16 protein-coding genes are annotated in these 21639 nt (G+C 42.6%); 6 read left to right on the top strand and 10 right to left on the bottom strand.

From position 1 onward, the window contains the following. From BSCG_RS21130 to BSCG_RS21170, 9 genes are all read right to left on the bottom strand, one after another. A partial coding sequence (locus BSCG_RS21130; RefSeq protein WP_008775192.1) for an RNA polymerase sigma factor occupies positions 1–248 on the bottom strand: 248 nt, incomplete at its 3' end. 100 nt (positions 249–348) lie between these two features. Then, positions 349–777 carry an Hsp20/alpha crystallin family protein gene (locus tag BSCG_RS21135; protein WP_004308115.1) on the bottom strand — a complete coding sequence of 143 codons (429 nt, stop codon included), beginning with the start codon at positions 775–777 and terminating at the stop codon, positions 349–351. A gap of 76 nt (positions 778–853) precedes the next feature. Continuing rightward, positions 854–1603, bottom strand: coding sequence for a 2,3-diphosphoglycerate-dependent phosphoglycerate mutase (gpmA, locus tag BSCG_RS21140; protein WP_004308116.1), 750 nt, complete (start codon positions 1601–1603; stop codon positions 854–856). A 12-nt stretch (positions 1604–1615) separates the two neighbouring features. Beyond that, on the bottom strand, positions 1616–2668 hold the full coding sequence (locus BSCG_RS21145) for a class I fructose-bisphosphate aldolase (protein ID WP_004308117.1): 1053 nt from the start codon (positions 2666–2668) through the stop codon (positions 1616–1618). Between the two features lie 23 nt (positions 2669–2691). Further along, positions 2692–3174, bottom strand: coding sequence for a ferritin (locus tag BSCG_RS21150; RefSeq protein WP_004308118.1), 483 nt, complete (start codon positions 3172–3174; stop codon positions 2692–2694). 46 nt (positions 3175–3220) lie between these two features. Then, positions 3221–3868, bottom strand: a complete 648-nt coding sequence (locus BSCG_RS21155; RefSeq protein WP_008775191.1) for a MarC family protein — start codon at positions 3866–3868, stop codon at positions 3221–3223. Positions 3869–3948: 80 nt separating this feature from the next. Further along, positions 3949–4404, bottom strand: coding sequence for a ferritin-like domain-containing protein (locus BSCG_RS21160; RefSeq protein WP_005680129.1), 456 nt, complete (start codon positions 4402–4404; stop codon positions 3949–3951). Positions 4405–4585: 181 nt separating this feature from the next. Beyond that, on the bottom strand, positions 4586–4765 hold the full coding sequence (locus BSCG_RS21165; RefSeq protein ID WP_008771119.1) for a hypothetical protein: 180 nt from the start codon (positions 4763–4765) through the stop codon (positions 4586–4588). 770 nt (positions 4766–5535) lie between these two features. After that, positions 5536–6822, bottom strand: coding sequence for an IS1380-like element ISBfi1 family transposase (locus BSCG_RS21170; protein ID WP_004312659.1), 1287 nt, complete (start codon positions 6820–6822; stop codon positions 5536–5538). A gap of 177 nt (positions 6823–6999) precedes the next feature. Between BSCG_RS21170 and BSCG_RS0127295 the strand changes: the two genes are divergently transcribed. Then, positions 7000–8127: an AraC family transcriptional regulator gene (locus BSCG_RS0127295; protein WP_004312658.1), complete on the top strand. Its 1128-nt coding sequence runs from the start codon at positions 7000–7002 to the stop codon at positions 8125–8127. 156 nt (positions 8128–8283) lie between these two features. Here BSCG_RS0127295 and BSCG_RS21175 read toward each other — a convergent pair whose 3' ends face one another. Then, a complete protein-coding gene (locus tag BSCG_RS21175) occupies positions 8284–8526 on the bottom strand; it encodes a transposase (RefSeq protein ID WP_004318648.1) in 243 nt (80 codons plus the stop codon). A gap of 230 nt (positions 8527–8756) precedes the next feature. On the opposite strand from BSCG_RS21175, the gene BSCG_RS21180 reads away from it, so the two are divergent. From BSCG_RS21180 to BSCG_RS21200, 5 genes are all read left to right on the top strand, one after another. Then, positions 8757–10805: a hypothetical protein gene (locus BSCG_RS21180; RefSeq protein WP_032849364.1), complete on the top strand. Its 2049-nt coding sequence runs from the start codon at positions 8757–8759 to the stop codon at positions 10803–10805. Positions 10806–10877: 72 nt separating this feature from the next. Beyond that, complete coding sequence (locus tag BSCG_RS21185) at positions 10878–14846, top strand: two-component regulator propeller domain-containing protein (RefSeq protein ID WP_032849363.1); 3969 nt, start codon at positions 10878–10880, stop codon at positions 14844–14846. Between the two features lie 391 nt (positions 14847–15237). Further along, the gene (locus BSCG_RS21190) at positions 15238–18396 is read left to right on the top strand and encodes a SusC/RagA family TonB-linked outer membrane protein (protein ID WP_004318652.1); all 3159 of its coding nucleotides are present in this window, start codon (positions 15238–15240) and stop codon (positions 18394–18396) included. 18 nt (positions 18397–18414) lie between these two features. Next, positions 18415–20307 (top strand): RagB/SusD family nutrient uptake outer membrane protein, encoded by a 1893-nt coding sequence (locus BSCG_RS21195; protein WP_004312654.1) that lies wholly within the window; start codon positions 18415–18417, stop codon positions 20305–20307. 43 nt (positions 20308–20350) lie between these two features. Continuing rightward, positions 20351–21112, top strand: coding sequence for a glycerophosphodiester phosphodiesterase family protein (locus BSCG_RS21200; protein ID WP_008775185.1), 762 nt, complete (start codon positions 20351–20353; stop codon positions 21110–21112). The last annotated feature ends 527 nt before the right edge of the window (positions 21113–21639 follow it).

Here is a 21639-nt window from a genome sequence, read left to right as displayed (position 1 = left end):
GATATGTACAGACGGGTATGACCGACCTCCGCCCGGTAACCGTTGATAAACGTGTTACGCATGATGATAAACAGCCACCCTTTGAAATTCGTGTTCTTGTTGTAACTTTCTTTGTGAAGCATTGCCTTGAGCAGGGTATCCTGCAGCAGATCTTCCGCCTTCTCCCTGTCCGCTGTCAGTTTGTACGCGAAACGGAACAGTTCGTCCTGTACGCTAAGCAGCTCTTTTTCAAAATTGAATTCCTTCATCGGTTGTGCCGGTTCCCTGTTCCGGAAGTGCCTGTTAAAGGCCGGACGGCTCTCCGGACAGGAAAAGCCTGTCCGGCCTTACACCATTCCAGATATGGAATTATTTAACCTCGATAGCCTTGGAAGTTTTTTGTTTTTCTTCCTCCTTCACTTTCGGGATTTCAATGGACAGGATCCCGTGTTCGACTTTTGCGGAAATCTTATCCTTCTCCACGTTTTCAGGTAGCAGGATGGTCTGCTGGAACTTGGAATAAGAGAATTCGCGGCGGAGATACTTCTTGTCTTTCTTCTCCTCCTTCTTCTCTTCTTTCTTTTCCATGCAGATTGTCAGGTTGTTGTTTTCGTCAACATTCACCTTGAAATCATCCTTCGTCATTCCGGGAGCCGCCATTTCAACCTTGTAGTCCTTGTCATTCTCAATGACATTGATGGCAGGAGCCGTAACTCCCGTTTTTGCCAGCCACTCATTCTCGAAGAAATCGTTAAAAATACTCGGCAACCAGTTTGAATTTGTTTTTACAGGTACCATTTTTACCTCCTTTTTTAAATTGTTAATAAATAAAATATTCAAAAAGACAATACAAATCAGTCTGATTGACTGACTCTTATCGTCTGATCATACCTTGTTCGGCTACAGCCTCCGTCCGTCTCCGTATCTCCTCCTGGTCTCCGAGGAAATAGTCCCTGACAAGCACCGGCCGTTCATCAAATTCGAATACATAAGGTACTGCCGTGGGCAGGTTCAAGAGGGATATGTCCGTATCGGAAATATTCTTGAGATGCTTGACTATCCCGCGCAGACTGTTTCCATGGGCAACGACAAGCAGGTTGTCCCTATGCATCAATGTGGGTAGGATGACACATTCCCAATAGGGCATGACACGCATGACGGCATCCTTCAGGGATTCAGTCCGTGGCAGTTCCATTTCGGGAACACCGGCGTAACGGGTGTCGTTCCCCGGATAGCGGGGATCGTCTTCCTTCACCGGCTCGGGCGACACGCCGTAACTTCTCCGCCAGATATGGACTTGTTCCTCGCCATATTTGTCTGCTGTCTCCCTTTTGTTAAGTCCCTGAAGTATGCCGTAGTGTTTCTCGTTCAACCTCCAGCTTTTCTCCACCGGGATCCAGTCTTCATTGAGACGGTCCAGAACACAATTCAACGTTTTCACAGCCCGTTTCAGATAGGATGTGTAAGCCGCCTCAAAAGAGAATCCCGCTTCTTTCAGCATATCACCGGCTTTACAGGCTTCTGCGATCCCCTTATCACTCAGGTCTACATCGGTCCAACCGGTAAAGCGGTTTTCCTTGTTCCATAGGCTCTCGCCATGTCTCAACAATACGATCCTTTTCATGCCATATAGTTTTTATGCAACGGTTATCGAAGGATCCAGATAGACATCCTGAATGGTGTTCAGAAGCGAGACCCCGTCTTTCATCGTCTTCTGGAAGGCTTTTCTCCCACAGATAAGTCCCATACCTCCGGCACGTTTGTTCACCACTGCGGTTACGACGGCATCATGCAGGTCAGATGTCCCATGGGACTCGCCCCCCGAATTGATCAGGCCAACCCTTCCCATATACCCGTTGGCCACCTGGTAGCGGCAGAGGTCTATCGGATGGTCGGAGACCAGTTCCGTATACATACGCCCGTCGGTCTTACCGAATCCGATGGCTTTAAAACCTCCATTGTTGGACGGCAGCTTCTGCTTCACGATATCAGCCTTGATGGTGACCCCGATATGGTTGGCCTGCCCTGTCAGATCTGCTGCCGCATGATAGTCAATCCCGTCTTTCTTAAAACTGCTGTTTCTCAGATAACACCACAATACCGTGGCCATCCCCAACTCATGGGCATATTCAAACGCCTGTGAGACCTCCACAATCTGGCGGCGGCTTTGTTCCGAACCGAAATAGATAGTTGCCCCCACGGCAACGGCACCCATGTTCCATGCCTCCTTCACTGTACCGAACATGACCTGGTCATAACTGTTCGGATAAGTCAGCAGCTCGTTATGGTTCAACTTCACGATGAAAGGAATCTTATGGGCGTACTTACGTGCCACAGCTCCCAGAACTCCGAATGTGGATGCCACGGCGTTGCATCCTCCCTCGATAGCGAGTTTCACAATGTTCCCGGGATCGAAGTAAAGAGGATTGGGTGCAAAGGATGCTCCGGCAGAATGTTCTATCCCCTGATCCACCGGCAGGATGGAGACATACCCGGTATTGGCCAGACGCCCGTGCCCGTACAGGGCTTGCAGGCTCTCCAAGGTGCGTATATTCCTGTCGGAATCCACCCATGCCTTGTCTATCATATTCGGCTCGGGGATATGGATGAGTTTCTTGTCTATTGTCTTGCATACATGGTCCAGGTAGTATCCTGCCTGCGTTCCCAACAAATCAATAATCGTGCTCATGTCAGTCGTTTTTTTATTCCAAATCAGGACTGGCGTTCCCCCAGTTTTGCATCCATGAAAAGGATGCCGCTCTCTCCGGCTTTCTTCATCAGGTTTACGATGTTCAGGAAATTCGCCTCTTCCTCCACCTGCTCCCTGACAAATCCCCAAAGAAAATCACGGGTGGCATTGTCTTTCTCCTCGGAAGCCAGATGTACCAGTTCGTCAATCAATCTGGAAACATGTCTCTCGTGTTCCAAGGCATGTTCAAAGACTTCGGTGGGACTGCCCCAACCCTGTGGAACCACATCGACCTTGTCCACTTTTGCCTCCGCCTCACGTTTGGCCATATATTCGGCGATGGCACATGCGTGTCCTGTCTCTTCCGCCGATTGCTTGCGCATCCAGCGGGCCATGCCGGAAAAACCTTCCTTTTCCAGATAGAAGGACATTGAAAGATACAGGTTGGCGGACCATAATTCCGCAGTAATCTGCCCGTTCAGGGCCTTTTGTAAATTCTCGGTCATAATGAATCTAATTTTTAATGTTGGTACTATTTTTTATTTTTCATATTCAGGGGCAAGCGTGTGCTTGTCTCAAAATATCTGTCAGGACAGGTTGCATCCCGTTTATGAAACATTCCACGGCGATGACCATCAGAATAAGCCCCATCAGTCTCATCATCACATTATTTCCGGTTTCTCCAAGAATTTTCAAAAGCCGCGTTGACACGCAAAGGATAATGAAAGAGAGGAGACAGACTAGGGCGATCACGCAAACCAGTGCAATTTTGAAAATATACTCAAGGGCATCTTCCATCAGTGTTATGCCGCTTGAAATTACACCCGGACCGCACAGCATCGGAACGGCAAGAGGCGTGACGGTGATGTTCCTGGAATATTCTTTTTTCTCGTTCTCGTTCAGTTTCACATGGGTGAAGTGTGCCTGCAGCATGTCATATCCGATTTTAAAGATGATGATACCTCCCGCAATCCGGAAACCATTGGTCGAGATCCCGAAAAAATGGAACAGGAACCTGCCGCACAAGGTGAAAAGTACCAGTATGACGAACGTGAGGGCGCAGGATTTTAAGGCGATGCTCCGGCGTTCTCCGGCACTCATGTCCTCGGTCATCTGCAGGAAAACCGGCATCACTCCGAGGGGGTCCATCAATGTGAACAACGAAGTGAAACACAACATTGAGTATGCGAATATATCCATAGGATGATACTTGTTTTATTTTTAGACCATTATTTTCTCTGTGAACAATAAACTCCGGTCAGGTTACACGATTTGACACATCATATGAAGCAGGGCAGCCTGCGTTCATATTCCATGGCCAGGATACGCAACAATTCCATAAACGCCGTACTTACATATATCCGTTTTGTGTACAGCCCCTTGATGAAAGAATGGATGGATGAATCCGTATTCTGGCATAGTACGTGAAGTTCGGATATCTGACGGGATATATATTGTTCATGTTCAAGCAGGGTGTTCAAGGCAGCCAGCGGTGTCGGCCATTGCCGGATGTCGCGCCTGATTTCATGGATGGTTACAGCACCTCCTTCATGATAGATGCGGTTCATCATCTGATAGACCTTGCCCATATTGTCCTGTGCCTGTGCACTTAGCCATGAGGCCAATATCGGAAGTTGCTGCCCCTCAAAATAGACCTGCAATGACAGGTACAGGTTAGTTGACCAGATTTCTGTATTGATCAATGTGTTCATCGCATATTCAATTCGTTTATCCATGGCTGTTCTGATATTTGAAATTAGACAAAATAAATCGTAATTCATATCCTGCAATAATCATGAATTTATGTGATAGCATCTGTAAATCGGACTCTTATGGAGTTGTAAAATGAATTTTAATGCTTGCGAGACAAATAGTCATAAAAATGTATAATTATCATGCCTTTTTGTCACAAGATCCCTACAACATTCTCAACAAGATATCCAGTTCTTTCTCTATCATGTTGATCTTGTCGTATATGTAATCCAGCGTATTATGATAGTGCAGGCAGGCCCTGCATTCCTGCAATTCCCTTGACAGGGAGAGTATTTGTTGCCAAAGTTCCTCTTCTGTATGTCCAGGGGGATTATTGAATGCCATAAATGGATTCAGAGAAACTGTTTGGCATGTAATTTGTGTAATAATAGCCGCAAGTCCCGAAAAGGGGCAGGAATGGAAACAAAAAGGCAGAGAATTCCACTAAAGACAGTAATAGACAGAGGAATGAAAACGGAAGGCAGGACCTGTCCGGTTTTGAAACAAATTGCTTTCATAATGCGATTATATGACAACTCTGTTCCCTGAAGTTGTGTTTATATAAAGTTAAGCGTGGGAACTTTGGTATTACCGTTCAGAAGTATCCCCATACTCAACAACATATAATACACAAAGTCCCACGCCTATATATGCTAACAAGATATAATAGTGCATAGGGGCACCTGATGTATTATCCAATTGTTGTCTTGAAATTGGGGATTTCCTGAACATGGATAATGCCTAACGCTTACTGTTATTAATCTTTTTTGGTAAAAGACAAGGCAAAAATACTAAAAGAATTGATTCGCGTCAATAAAAATCCAACTTTTTTATTATTTTACTCTCTGCGCCACTGAATTTCATCGCTCTCCGCTCTCCAAATCCCGTGCCCTTCAGCGATAAGTAATCCTGAGTTCATCAATTGCCTCATAAAAGAGCTTTTGTACATCCTAAAATCCGCAACCTGTAATATTTTTGATATCTGGGGTTGCAGATACCTCTCTAAAACGACTCGTTTTCGTAAAGAACCCTAATGGTGCAGTCGCAAGAGACAAAATCCCCTTACCCCATGATGCGACTTGAGGCAATACGCAAAAGGCCACGAAGATTTGAGGCTACCCAAAATCAAATTTGAAGGCCATCATGTATGCATCATTGCTTGTGTATATGTTCAGTATGTGCTGTCTTGCAGTCTTAATCCATTTTGCAGGGACAGAAACATACTTGAATACAAAAGTTTTGATTCTGCTTGTGCGTTTAAGTCCAAAGCTCTTCATGTTTGCGTCAGATATGAGGTGTCTGTAAAAGTTTCGTATTAAAGCGGTCAGAAGCAGGAACACCGTGTTTTCCGCCATGAACGATTTTGGCAGCCGTTTCCAGCCAAAGCCGTTGTTCATGTCGTCCAATACACGCTCAGCACCGCCACGCTTGTTGTAATACTCCACGATGTCACGGTCTGTCGAAGTATAGTCATTTGTCAGTATGCATCTGTATGTATATTCCCCTTCCCACAGGTCGAGTTCCTTGTTGATGCTTCTTTGCCGCTGTATGACAAGGCGGTACGCTTTGCCGACCCATTTCTCTGCAATGATGGAGCATATCTCAAACTCGTGACCGTTTATGTATTCGGTCTTCCATCCGCGCAAGGCAAAGATATCGTCATACAACGATACACACCTGTTTGCGCGGATATAAAAATGCCGACTGTGCTTCTCCACCATTTCCACCATAGCCTCAGAGCATGAGCCACAATCCATCCTCGCACGGTTTATATGTATTCTGGCATTCTCCAAACGCTCAAAAATACGTTTTAGAGTGTCTTCCTGATGGAAACGGACATTGGTATTGCCGTCGCGGTTCTCTATCCCGACGATGACATCGCCGACCGTTGCTATTCCTGGACTGTAACCGGTAAACTTCTTGTAGGTTATTTTTGCGTCAAATTTCTCCGTCTCAATGAACTGGTGGTCAAAATCAAAGTCATATTCATTGTCTGGCAGCAACTGTCCAGTTGCCAGCAATGCATTGACAAGCAGATTGTTAAGGTCGGAAGCCACGTTGAAGTCGTAGCTTTTGCCCGAATCAGACCTGTAGGTCAGATTCGGTGTGGTCAATTCACGAATGGCCCTAAGTATTGTGTCTGCGCTGCATGTACGGAGGGGTGGATGCAAGCAAAGTGCTTCCATAAGGTGTGAGGTCACGTCTTCGACACATGACCCTCCACAGAAATATACGCACATCAGAGAACGTATTATCTCGCTATATTGATAGCCATACACTTTGCTACGCAAACCTAAAGTAGAGTCTATTGTACAAGACAACATCCTGTCGAATTTCTCCATAATTGGAAATATACCACCAAAAGATGTGAGTTTCTCGGATTTTATTTGTACTTTTACCATGCTTGATGAGGTTTTGTTTGACTATTTTTGCAACACTAAGTTAAGTGAATCCTTTGACATGACAAAATCCTGAGCCGCTCGGCTTTGCCGCTTGGCTTGTCCAAGAACTTTTTGTTGTTCAGGATATTATAAAAGTTAAAATTTATAGTGTTGCGGAATTAAGGTAATAACAATACTATGAAATCGTTATTCATATTACAACTTGTATGTTGCGTCATTACAGCCATGCTAGCATTGCAATTAGCCATGGCAAGTTTGCAGGTGAGATGGAAGGTGTGGCGCTACGAAATATCAAGATGGATTCTCGTTGCATCCATGCTATTCTTCTCCGTCCACTACCTCTTACAGATGATTCATGGACTCCGTGCACAAGGTACCGATGTGGGCGCAGCATTCAACATATTGTTCTATACTCCAGTGGCATTTGCCATCACTCTCTCCATAATCAACATAGAGAGCACAGGCAACAAAGTGCGACGGTATTGTTTACGTGGTATGATGGCATACATACTCATCGCCATAGTTTTCGTCATTGGCATGTTCAAAAGTCAAAGTTTACACATTGGCAATATGCTCTATGTGATGCTCGGTCTTTTTGTAGCTAGCATGGCATATTTTATTCTTATCATTCGCAAAGAAACAAAAGCCCGAAAGCAGAAGCTCATGGAGAATTTCGGAATCGACTTGATTCCATACGTGCGCTATTCGCAAGCCAGCATCATTTTGCTATACTTTGCTGCTGGACTCCTTCCTGTAGCAATCCTCTTCAATACCTTATTATATATAATAGGTCCCTTGATATTACTCTCTGTCATCTTTTTCGTCCACACTTTCATTGCTATGGGCTATTACATCACACCCAAAGAAGTCATTCCTGAGGAAAATGACGCAGAAGCAAAAGTCACGGAAGCAGAAGACATGAAAGACGGCAAGAACACTCATGGCACAAATATCTTGACAGCTAATAGAAAGATGGAAATAGAATTAGCCCTCAAGAAATGGTGTGAAGAGGGATTTTATAAGGACTATGAAGTTAACATCTATTCGCTAGCTACCAAGTTGGGATACAAGAAAAACGAACTGACAGAATACTTCAATCAGTCAGAATACACCAATTTTAGAACCTGGCTTAGCGACATTCGTTTTAATGAGGCTGTTCGCATGATGAAAGCCAACCCCGAATATAGCATTGACGCTATTTCCACAGAGTGCGGTTTCTCATCCCACACATGGATTTATCGTATATTCAAACAAAAAACGGGCATGTCACCTAGCCAATGGCGCAAACAGTTTGCCTCCATCTAAATGCGTATTTTTGTAATTTCGCATTAAATAGCATTTAAAAGAGGTGTGTCAGCGTTTTGACACAACCTCTACTTAAAAGATTTAATTTACAATAGTATTGCGGAATTAAGGTACATGAAACCGATAACTTGTCATAGTGGCATTGGGAAAAGCCGTTCAGACGATCCGCATCATGGTCGGCAAAAGATCTAAAGTGACCTCTTTGGCTGTCTTGCGCTTGGAGACATGAATCATTTCAAGCACCTTTATGACGTCTTCAGACTTCGTGCCACGTATCATGGTCACAAGTGTACCTCTGCCACCACGTCCCGCACGATTAGTGACAACAGTATATAATTCTCCGCAGCTTAAAGAAGTCTCGTCAATACAAAGGCTAGGGACCTGAGGTTGTGCCCGCATTCTGACACATTTACATTTGTAGTATTAAATATCCCAATAAAAATATAAGTGTATATTGTAATGGGATCTTAATAGAGGATTAAAAAATAAATACTTAATGGGCTGTTTCTTATGAATTCTACTGAAATCTTATAATAATTGCTCAAAAAATCACATTCTTTGTATACGTAATATCCTAATTTTGGAACGCAAATTAAAAGAATATTAATAAACTAAATTATCTGATTTATATGACAAAATTAAGATGTATGCTTTGTTGCCTGATGATCTGTACTATTACTATTGATGCTAGGACTGTTAATGATATATATAAAAGAATATCTGCACAAGTCTCCTTGAAGGTTCCCGGTAATCAATCACGAAACTATTCCCTTGCTTTTCAAGGAGCCGTTGATGATAAGGGAATCTATCTGTTAGAGTCTGAAGAAAAAATACCATTAATCATTACAGAGAGAATAGAACGTGACAATGTTAAATGTGTAATGGTAGTAAGTATTACGGCATTGGAAGACGTGTACTTTAATTATCAACAACAGTTGAAAACAGGCTTCCGACATAATGACTGTATGTTTTATCTACCAGGATTCTGGTATAGTCGCAATTTACGTTCCCCTAAAGGTGCTCCTTCATTTCATATATCAGAGAGTTGGCTGGTACGTGAGGATCGTCTGAGCTCACCCCTTACCGGTATCTTCAATCAGAAAGATGGACGTTATATGACTGTGGCACGCAAGGACGATTTTCAATGGGATGCCCTTGCTACCCACCAAACAGGCGAAATCATCCTCTCGGGCAAAACGTCCCTAGGGTTCACCGGCTTTGAGAGCCATGACGGAACATCAACACTATCTTTTGGATTTCCTTACCGAGAAGCTCCTAAAACCTATATTCGTAAGTTGACGCTGGCTCCGGAGGTTACATCTTTCCAATATCTAAAAAAAGGAGAAACAGTACTCCTGACCTGGGAATTTATCGAGGGGCAGGCTACAGACTACTCAGATTTTATTTGCCATACTTGGGAATATTGTTATGATACATACCGTCCCCAACCTGTGAAAATACCTTTTTCTCCAGAAGAGATAAAAGGAGTGCTGAGCAATTATTTTGTGGAAAGTTTTGTTGGGGACAAAGCTCTTGCCTATTACTCCAGCCCTGAAATGAAAGTGGCAGCCTGTGCCAACATGAATGTAGCAGAGATAGGTTTTGTCGGTCGCGTACTTCTAAACGCTTTCAATGCATGGGAGTTTGGCAATGAGAATGGACGTGATGACCTTGCAGCTAGCAGTAAAAAGATATTTGATAGTTACTTAGAAAATGGCTTTACGGAAACCGGTTATTTGCGTGAATGGGTAAATCTGGAAAATGATAGTGATGTGAAAGAAGAACGCCCAGTGCATAGCATACGTCGTCAGTCGGAAGGAATTTATGCCATGTTTCATTATCTGAATTATGAACAGAAGTATAAACGTCACCATCCTGATTGGGAACAACGCTTAAAGAAAATGCTCGATATGTTCTTGCAACTGCAAAATCCAGATGGAAGTTTTCCACGTAAATTCCATGATGACTTTACAGTTGTTGACGGAAGTGGAGGAAGTACTCCATCCGCTACATTACCTCTGGTTATGGGATATAAATATTTTAAGGACAAACGCTATCTGTCCGCTGCCCGGCGTACTGCGGAATATCTGGAAAAAGAGCTTATATCAAAGGCTGACTATTTCTCCTCTACGCTGGATGCAAACTGTGAGGATAAGGAAGCTTCCCTCTATACCGCTATGGCAACTTACTATTTATCATTGATAACAAATGGTACGGAACATAACCACTATGCCTCTCTGACACGAAAAGCGGCTTATTTTGCCTTGTCCTGGTATTACGTCTGGGACGTTCCGTTTGCTCCCGGGCAGATGTTGGGTGATATCGGTCTGAAAACTCGCGGCTGGGGAAATGTCTCGGTGGAGAATAATCATATTGATGTATTTATTTTTGAATTTGCCGATGTGCTCCGTTGGCTTTCCAAAGAGTATAATGAACCTCGTTTCTCTGATTTTGCTGAAGTCATTTCTACTTCCATGTGCCAGTTACTTCCTTATAAAGGACATATGTGTGGAGTGATAAAAGTTGGTTATTATCCGGAAGTGATCCAGCACACCAACTGGGATTATGGAAGGAATGGAAAAGGATATTATAATGACATGTTTGCTCCCGGTTGGACGGTAGCATCCCTTTGGGAATTGCTGACACCGGGACGTACTGAGAATATACTGTTGAAATAGCTCTGATATCCACTTTTCAGGATATTCTTATATCCTGTTGTATGTTAATTAATGAAACTAACAATTAAGACAATGCAGAGACTACGTATTTTAGTTATATTAATACTTCTTTCTTTGATGCCTCTTTATTCCCTTGCCGTTCTGAATGAAGGACAATATGCATTCCGTTCACTTGATATCAATAATGGATTATCCCAGAATACGGTCCATGCCATCCTTCAGGATAAACAAGGATTTATGTGGTTTGGGACGAAGGATGGTCTTGACCGGTATGATGGTATCTCTTTTCGGACTTTCATGAAAGAATCCGGAACCTTGGGCAATAATTTCATCACTTCTTTGTATGAAGACAATCTTGGGCAAATATGGATTGGGACAGACGTAGGCCTATATGTCTATTGCCCACAAATGGAAAAGGTCAGGCATTTTACTCTGATAAGTAATCCAAACATAGATATAGACTGTACGGTCAATCTGATAACTGGGGACCAGAAAGGAGGTATCTGGGTTGTAACTCAGACGCGGGGAATCTTCTATTACAATCCCCAGGATAGCCAGTTGGTTAATTATCAGTCGGACGGGTCCGGTACTCTGAACCTTAAAACTTCCGGCCAACTCTATTTTGATTCGGACGATGTCTGCTGGTTGGACATACGTGATGGAAATCTGTATTATTCAAAAGACAAGCTTAAAACTTTAACTCCGATTTTTCCAGAAGATTCAAAAGTGTCTTTCAGAGATGAATACATCTATAAATTGCTCCCCGGACCCTATAATTGCATGTATGTGGGAACTGTATTCGGACTGAAAGAAGTGAACCTAACTAATAAGACTATCCGTACCCTTCTTTCCAAGGATGAATTGGGAGGTGATATTTATATCAGGGAACTTGCATTTTATTCAGATGACGAATTATGGATAGGAACCGAATCGGGACTTTATATCTATAATCTGCACACGGCAAAAATCATCCACTTGCAGAACGTCAACGGTGATCCCTATTCAATCTCTGACAATGCCATCTATTCGATTCTCAAAGACCGTGAAGGCGGAATGTGGATAGGGACTTATTTTGGGGGTGTGAATTATTACCCCCGGCAATATACCTACTTTGATAAAGTCTATCCCCAGAAAGAATCAAACAAAATGGGAAAAAGGGTGCGGGAGTTTTGTGCCGCCCATGACGGCACACTCTGGATAGGTACAGAAGATAAGGGGCTTTTCCATTATTATCCTAGTACTGGAAAAATCGAACCGTTCATTCATCCGGATATTTATCATAATGTTCACGGATTGTATTTGGACGGAGATTATCTGTGGGTTGGGAATTTTGCAAAAGGATTGAAGCGTATTGATTTGAGGACATACGCTGTAAAGCACTATGATAATATTGCAAGTGATATCTTTTCTATCTGCCGGATAACTGCGGGCGATCTGTATCTTGGAACAACAATAGGATTGTTTCGGTACAACCCAGATACGGAACGTTTTAAACGCGTCCCCGAACTTGGGTGGACGTTTGTTTATTATATAAAGGAGGATAAGCAGGGGAATTTATGGCTGGCAACTTATGCCGATGGCGTCTATAAAAAGAATGTCCGTACAGGTGGTTGGGAACATTTCGTACATGAGGAAGCAGACTCGTCCACCCTTCCATCCAATAAGGTGCTGAGTATTTTTGAAGACAGTCAAAATCAGCTATGGTTTACCACACAAGGAGGTGGCTTCTGCCGCTTTGTGCCTTCCGCCAACACCTTTGTCCGTTATGACGGTATCGGTCTGCCAAGCAACGTCATTTATCGGATTGAAGAAGATGAAAAGGGATTGTTCTGGGTTTCAACCAATAAAGGGCTGGTGCATTTTAACCCGAAGAATTCCAGTTTTAAAGTGTATACAGTTGCTAATGGGTTGCTGAGTAACCAGTTTAATTACCAGTCCAGCTATAAGGATAAGAATGGACGGATTTATTTTGGCTGTATTAACGGTTTCATCTCCTTTGCCCCCTCCTCCTTTATTGATAATGATTTTTTACCCTCTGTTTTGATTACCGATTTTATGCTCTTTAATAAAAAGGTGGTAGTCGGAGAAAAAGGCTCTCCATTGAAACAAAGTATCACTTTGTCAAACCATATCGAACTTCAGTCAAATCAGAATTCGTTCTCCTTCAGGATAGCTGCGATAAGTTATCAGTCACCGAGCATGAATACACTGCTATATAGACTGGAAGGGTATGATTCCGAATGGCATACAGCGGGTAAGGGCCCTATTACGTATTCCAATTTACCTTATGGGACATACATGTTACGCGTGAAAGGTGCGAATAGTGATGGTGTATGGAATCCAGATGTACGCACATTGGGGATCAGGATATTGCCCCCGTTTTATTTATCCGTATGGGCATACCTGATTTATATCCTATTGATACTCGGTACATTTTTCGCCCTCTTCTTTTATTTAAGGAAGCGTACTATTGAAAAGCAGCGTAAAGAGATGGAGAAGTTCGAACAGGAAAAGGAGCAGGAACTCTACACCACTAAGATAGATTTCTTTACAAATGTGGCACACGAAATCCGTACTCCTTTAACACTGATAAAGTGCCCATTGGAGAATGTACTTGCTGATAGGGAACTCTCCGAAAATGTAAGGATGGAATTGGAAATTATGGATCAGAACGTGGAGAGGTTACTGAACCTGATAAACCAATTACTTGATTTCCGTAAAGCGGAAAATAAAGGTTTTAAATTGAATCCGAAAGAATATAATATCGGTACTATCGTCCACTCTGTTTATAAGTATTTCACCACTTTGGCAAAGCAAAGGGGAATTAAACTTGAAGTAGAAGTTCCAGAGGAAGAATTGTTGGCTTCTGTTGACAAAGAGGCTTTGACCAAAATTCTCAGTAATCTGTTTGCTAATGCATTGAAATATGCCCGGACATACGTTTATCTCCATTTGTCTGTTGATGAGAAGAATGAGGTGTTCACTATCTCTATGAGTAATGATGGGAATATAGTCCCTATCGAAATGCGTGAAAATATTTTTAAAGCCTTTGTCCAATACCGGGACGGGAAAGATATTGTCTCGGGCACAGGCATCGGATTAGCTATGGCTCGTTACTTGGCAGAGTTGCATCAAGGTATGCTGGTGATGGACCGGGAGCTAGATTGTAACCGTTTCATTCTTTCCATTCCAATATTACACCAGACACTTCCGGATGATTCGGAAGAACAACATAAGAAACCTGGGTATGATGATGAAGATCGTGAAGTTTCTGATAAAGATAAAAGAGAGGTTGCTTCCATATTGGTTGTAGAAGATAATAAGGATATGCTTGCTTTTGTGTTCAGGCAATTGTCTTCATTGTATCATGTACTGATTGCGGAAAATGGGGTCGAGGCGTTGGACGTTCTTGAACAGAAATCTGTGGATCTGATAATAAGTGACATTATGATGCCTCTGATGGACGGGGTTGAATTATGCAAGCATCTGAAACAAAATCTGGACTATAGTCATATTCCTGTAATATTATTGACAGCTAAAACTAATCTGGAATCAAGAATCGAAGGACTTGAAGAAGGGGCGGATGCGTATATTGAAAAGCCGTTTTCTATGGAGTATCTTCGTGCCAATGTAGCAAATCTGTTGAGTAATCGGGAAAGATTACGCCGTCACTTTATTGAATTTCCTTTTATCAAAGCAGATGCAATGGCGCAGACAAAGGCCGATGAGATGTTTATTAGCAAGTTAAATGAGTATGTATTACGCCATCTTGATAATACGGACCTGCAAATTGATGATATAGCGGATGCAATGAATATGGGACGTTCCAACTTTTACCGGAAATTGAAAGGAATCCTAAATATGAGTCCGAACGAATATCTCCGCCTTTTCCGTTTGAAGCAGGCAGCTTCCATACTGAAAGAAGGAACCTATGGAGTGGTGGAAGTCTCTTACATGGTAGGGTTCAGTACCCCCTCCTATTTTTCAAGCTGTTTTAAAAAACAGTTCGGAGTACTGCCTAAAGATTTCATATCGCACTAGTAATATGTATTTTGCTTTAAATTTTATAATATCAGGTCATTTTCTGATATTTTATCCGAGTTGTTCCGGGTAATTTTGCAAATATATTAACAACTAAATTTGATGTATGACAAGGTATTTACTTTTTTTTGCCAGCCAGCCTTCGGGCGGAAGAGAGAGTTGTTTTCCTATCGTATATATAAACGATTCTTAGTTTGAGAATTTGTACTGTAATTTATATAAAGTCAAAGAAATAATTATAAAATAAATTGCACACACAATGAATAATAGAAAAGAAAATGAACAGAGTTGTATAGTAATGAATAAAAAAGAGGGTACATCGTGCATTACGACACACCTCCCTGTATTTCAGAGAAAAATCTACACTACTAATCAAAAAATCTATTGATATATGAACTGTAAAGTAAAACAAGGATGCCTTACCAGCGAAAGCTGTTGCATCCTGTTATGGTTAGCCTTCACATTATTTCCCGTTTCCGTTGTAACGGCGGCAGATAATAGAAAGATCGACGAGAGCCAGCAAAAAGAAGTAAAAGCAGAAATGAAAGGATATGTGGGAGACGAAAACGGAGAGCCTGTTATTGGAGCTACCGTATTGGAAAGTGGAACGCAGAACGGGGTTATAACAGATGTGGACGGTATATTCACTATACAGTTGGCAAAGAACGCATCATTGACCATTTCATATGTTGGGTACCAGAAGAAAACGGTAGTGGTAAAAGATAAGAAGTTCATTTCCGTTAATTTGACTCCGGACAGGAGTATGATGCTGGATGAAGTGGTCGTGGTCGGTTTTGGCAAACAAAAGAAAGAATCCCTCGTGGGAGCTGTGCAGGCAGTGAAGCCGGAAGACCTGAAGATGACATCCAGTAATCTTAGTACTTCATTTGCCGGGAACGTTCCAGGTATCATCGCCGTACAAACACAGGGTGAACCAGGCTCTGATGAGGCGAAATTCTATATACGTGGTATATCAACTTTTGGTTCGAATACCTCACCGCTGATCATACTTGACGGTGTGGAAATCAACGCTACGATGATGAACAATATTCCTCCAGAATCTATCGCGTCGTTTTCTGTGCTGAAAGATGCTACGGCAACGTCCCTATACGGCTCACGGGGGGCTAACGGAGTTATCATCGTTACTACCAAGCAAGGACAGCTTTCCGAGAAAATGTCTGTAGATATCCGCTTTGATAATACTTTCTCCATGCCTACCTATGTGCAGAAAATGGCAGATGGCCCGACTTACATGGATATGTATAATGAAGCCGTTTATAATCAGGCTATTGCCAATAACCAAGAGTATGAGCCTTTCTATAGCCGGGATAAGATAGATAAAACACGTGCCAATGCAAATCCCTACCTGTTCCCAAACAATGACTGGTACAGTATGTTGTTCAAAGACTTCGCCGTTAATCAGAATTTGAATATCTCCATCAAGGGCGGAAGCAAAAATGTGGATTACTTCCTGAATGCTGGAATCTTCTATGAAAATGGTATCATCCGGCAACCCAAGGAAGATAAGCTTGATGTGGGTATGCGCAACAAGAAATACCTGTTTCAGAGTAATGTGACAGCCCGTGTTACCTCTACGACGAAAGTGGGGCTAAATATGAATACGCAGTTGTTCTACCACCATGCCCCCAAAACAAGTACCCGGAATTTGTTCGCCTATTCCATGCATGGGAATCCCGTACGTTTTCCTGCTACACTTCCTGCTGAACCAGGGGATACATACATCCGCTACGGTAGCAATGATCCGTGGGATGTGGGAAAATCAGAGCCGAATCCTTACGCCAAATTGAGTGAAGGTTATACGGAACGAAATTATGTCTATATGACGACCGCTTTCAATCTCGAACAGGACTTGAAGTTTGTCACACCAGGGTTAAAACTCACCGGACTGGCATCTTTCTATAATTACAGTTTTAACTGGCTGGATCATTGGATTGTACCTTTCTACTATAAAGTATCTGATGACTATACGATGGATGATCAGGGAAACTACCTTTATAAGACTTCGACTATCGGTGAGCCGGGAGAACCTTATCTGAAGAGCAATTCCGGGCGTGATCCGACAGAGAGTGTCTGGTCTTTACAGGGAGCGCTGGACTACTCACGCCAGTTTGGTGGACATGATGTGGGAGCTACCCTTGTTTACCACATGAAAGAAACCAAGAAAGTGAAGGACGGCGGAGCTGAAAAAGATCTTCTTCCTTACCGTGAGCAAGGGATGGCCGGACGTCTGACCTACAGTTTTGGTCAGCGTTACCTGCTTGAGGCTACCTTTGGTTATAATGGCTCGGAGAATTTCAGAAGCGGGCATCGTTTCGGATTCTTCCCTGCGATTGCCCTAGGATGGACTATTTCTAATGAAAAGTTTTTCCAACCGTTAAAAAAAACAGTTTCCACTCTGAAAATCCGAGCTACTTATGGATTGACCGGAAATGATGCGCTTGCCACTCGCTTTCCCTATGTAACAGAAGTCAGTATGAATAATAATTTGGATTGGTGGACTGGTAGCGGTACCCGCGTGAATGGGCCGCTTGTAAATATTTATGGTAATGCGAACGCTACATGGGAGAAATCGAAAAAGCTGAATTTAGGTGTCGATATGACCCTTCTTGAATCTATGGATATAACCATTGATTATTTCAAGGAAGACCGTAGTGGAATTTTTATGCAACGTTCGTCCGTCCCTTCAACAATGGGAGTGACAGGTATGCTGCCTTATGCCAACATTGGCTCGGTAAAGAATAAGGGTGTGGATATGAGTGTAGCATACAGCAAAGTAATTGGCAAAGATTGGGTGCTCCGCCTGAACGGTAGTCTGACCTATGCACATAATGAGATTACGGAGATAGACGAACCGGTGAATGTAGAACCCTATTCTTCAAGAATCGGACACCCGATAAACAGTATTATGGGATATGTGTCTGACGGATTGTTTACTTCTCAGGAGGAAATAGACAGATCTCCCAAACAGTCGTTCGGAAATTATACGGTGGGAGATATTAAATATAAAGATCTGAATGGTGATAACGTGGTGAATGGTTATGACAGGACGATTATCGGCAATCCTGAAATTCCGGAGATTATCTATGGTTTTGGAGGAACGTTGAAGTATAAAAAGTGGGATTTGTCTCTGTTTTTCCAGGGAGTGGCCAAAGTCAGTTTAATGATGAGCGATATTCATCCGTTCAGCGAAGCGGGCCATAAAGGATATAACATTGCACAGTATATCGTTGATGACCACTGGTCGGAAAGCAATAATGTAGCCGGTGCCGCCTATCCCCGATTATCACCCGAATTTATCACGAACAATGCGCAAACCAGCACTTATTACCTACGTAACGCAGCTTTCCTGCGCCTGAAGAATGCCGAACTGGGCTATTCCTTCTTCCCGTGGCTGCGTGTGTATGCAGCAGGTACTAATTTGCTGACATTCTCTCCGTTCAGTACCTGGGATCCTGAAATGGGAAGTGGGAATGGTTTGAAATATCCGCTACAGCGCACGGCCAAGATCGGGATTCAGTTTCATTATTAATTAAGAACAGAATAAGTTATGAAAAATATATATACAAAGTTATGCCTGTCGGCAATCGGCTGTTTAATGATGGCATCATGTGATTTTCTTGATGTGGTTCCGCAAGGTACTGCTACCGTGGATGATATCTACCGGACACAATATCAGGCTGAAGGAATGGTACTGTCTTGCTACGCGAATATCCCTAACTATTTCCATCCCCAACAATTTCCTGATTTTACCGGAGGAAACGAAATCATAACGAGCAAAGGAGGAACAACGCGCTGGTTTCATTTCCGCAGTCTGGTTTATGGGGAAGAATCCCCAACAACGACTTATTACTCATTATGGAGCAATACAGCAAAATCTTATCCGCAGGGTGCTGTGAAGAAAGCAGTATGGGAAAGTATCCGCAATTGCTATAATGTGCTTAATAATCTGGATAGGGTATCGGACATTACCCCCGAAAACCTGAGCTGGTGGAAAGGTGAAGTGCTGTTTTTGATCGGGTATTATCATCAGATCATGCTGGAGTACTATGGACCGATAGTTATTATTGACAAGGAAATACCAATGGAAAGTTCTCCGGCCGAGATGATGACCTCCCGTTCTCCTTATGATACATGTGTCGATTTCATTGCCAATAAATATTCGGAAGCAGCTAGATTACTTCCTGGCGTATGGGATTCAAGTAAGAGAAACAGGGCTACCTCTTCTGCTGCCTTGGCTTTCAAGGCTCGGCTGTTGCTTTATGCCGCCTCGCCGTTAGTCAATGGGAATAGTGAGTTTTATTCCGACTTTAAAAACCCCGACGGCACTTTTCTGATTAACCAGACTTATGACCGGGAAAAGTGGAAGAGAGCGATGGATGCTGCCAAAGAGGCCATAGACCTTTGCGAAGAGAACGGTTACAAACTTTATGGAAATTCGACCAATGACTTGGAGCAAGGGAAGAAAAACTATCATGAAGCCTTTGTCGGTGATGGGATCAGTGGTAGCGGATTTAACTGGAATGAAGTCCTGTTTGGCTTTGCTGAACAGGGAACTATTTCCTACTGTATCAAGAATATGGCTCCTCGTGTTGAATTTACAAGTTATTCGACCAAAGGTTTTAGAGGGTCCTTATTCCCGACGTGGGATTGTGTGAGTAGGTATTATACCAAGAACGGTCTACCTTGGGCAGATGACCCCGAGACTAAGAAGCTTGATCCGTATTCCATTGCACCAGGTGATAGTACGGTACGTTTTCACAGGAATCGTGATCCGCGCTTTTATGCCTCTATTGGCTTTGATCGTGGAAATTATGACGTGCAGGGAAAGACAATAGTGCTCAAATGCAGACGTGGTGAAATGCAGCAGAATAATGGCAATGCCAAGGATGAGTATCAAACGGACAACGGTTATTATTGTCAGAAATGGGTGTCTAAATATGATACCTATAATAGGACTACCGATCAAATAACCTACAACCGTTGGTGCTTTCCTTATATGCGTCTGGCCGAACTCTATCTGAGTTATGCAGAAGCGGATTTCGAATATAGCGGCACACTGAGTACTGCCAGTCTGTCCTATTTGAATAAAGTACGTGAACGTTGCGGATTACCTACCTTTGCAGATTCATGGGCAAAAGCCGGTGGTATTCCTTCAGGAGAGAAGTTGCGCGAAATATTACATGATGAACGCTCCATTGAATTGGCTATGGAAGGCAGACGTTTCCATGATATGCGCCGTTGGAAAATTGCCCATACTGAAATGATGCGTTATCAGAAATCCTGGACATTATCCGGAAAAACCGCTGATAGTTTTTATAAACTTACGGACATGAAAGAAACCGGCGTTCGTAATTTTACCGCTCCCAAGAACTATTGGCTTGCTATTCCACAAGATCAGATAGAAGTAAATCCCAATCTAGTGCAGAATCCGGGATACTAGAGAATCAGCTCTTATATAACTAACAATTAGAGGAAAGGACAAAATGAAAAAGGTAATGTGTTTATTGGCAATTATGTTTATGATTGCCAATACTTCGGCACAAACACGGGTGATTGCCCATCGTGGTTTCTGGAAAACCCAAGGATCAGCACAGAATAGCATTACATCTTTGTTGAAAGCGGATTCTATAGGATGTTATGGTTCGGAGTTTGATGTCTGGCTGACAAAAGATAATGGTTTGGTGGTTAGCCATGATGGGATTATTCAAGGGCATAAGGTTGAAGAGTCCACTCTGAAGGAATTAACCGGGTTATGGTTAGCGAATGGAGAATGCGTACCCTCCTTAAAAGAGCTTCTGGAAACAGCTAAGCGGAAAACATCTTTGAAGCTGGTGCTGGAGTTGAAAGCTCATAGTAAACCCGAACGGGAGATAAAAGCTGTTGAAGAGATCGTTTCGATGATAAAGAAGATGGGACTCGAACCCCGGATGATATATATCACCTTTTCGTCTCACGCATTAAAGGAACTGATCCGTCAGGCTCCCACAAGCACTCCTGTATATTATCTGAAAGGGGACTTATCTCCACAACAACTGAAAGAATTGGGTAGTGCCGGACCGGATTATCACTTCTCTGAATTTTACCGTTATATCGATTGGATTGAAAGTTGCCATGCCTTGGGGCTAAAAGTGAATGTATGGACGGTTAATAAAAAAGAGGACATGCAATACTTTTGGGATAAAGTCGACTTTATCACTACAGATGAGCCGTTGGGACTGTTGAAAGATATAATGAAGGTCAAATAGATATATTTTCTGAGATAATGTATAGTCCAACTGATTACCTTTAATAATCTGTTGATTATTTATGTTTTTGGAAAATGAGTTTCAAGTTTTCAAACGACTGTTCATGTTGATACAGTTGAATGCTGATTGAAAACAAAACAATAGCGGAAACAATGAATGTCAATCTTGTATAAGAAGGCAAACGTCCAAATTTATAGTTCAGCTCCATTAATCGAACTGAATAGGGGTATTTATTAAATAATATAAAATTAGCCAACTAATTCATAGCCAAATTATTGCGAATTAGTTGGCCTTTTTGTATCTTTAGGTATTCCGTGCGACAAGAAGTCGTACAAGTAATTGTTCAGCACTGTGCCTGAACCTATTGTTCTGTCAATAGTAGTCTAAAGAGGCGTGCTTTACCAGTCATGGTTTAGTGCGAAGCCCTCTTGACAATGCAGTCCTTTACAGAAATATCCAATGTATAGGCTGTTAGGCTGACTGATATGAGTAACATATGTGAATCGCTACACCATCGTAATAAAGAA

This window comes from Bacteroides sp. 2_2_4, assembly GCF_000157055.1.
In the GTDB taxonomy this organism is placed as follows: Bacteria; Bacteroidota; Bacteroidia; order Bacteroidales; family Bacteroidaceae; genus Bacteroides; species Bacteroides ovatus.
Note: the sequence above shows the minus strand (reverse complement) of the source record. Positions and strands in the feature narration are given on the sequence as shown.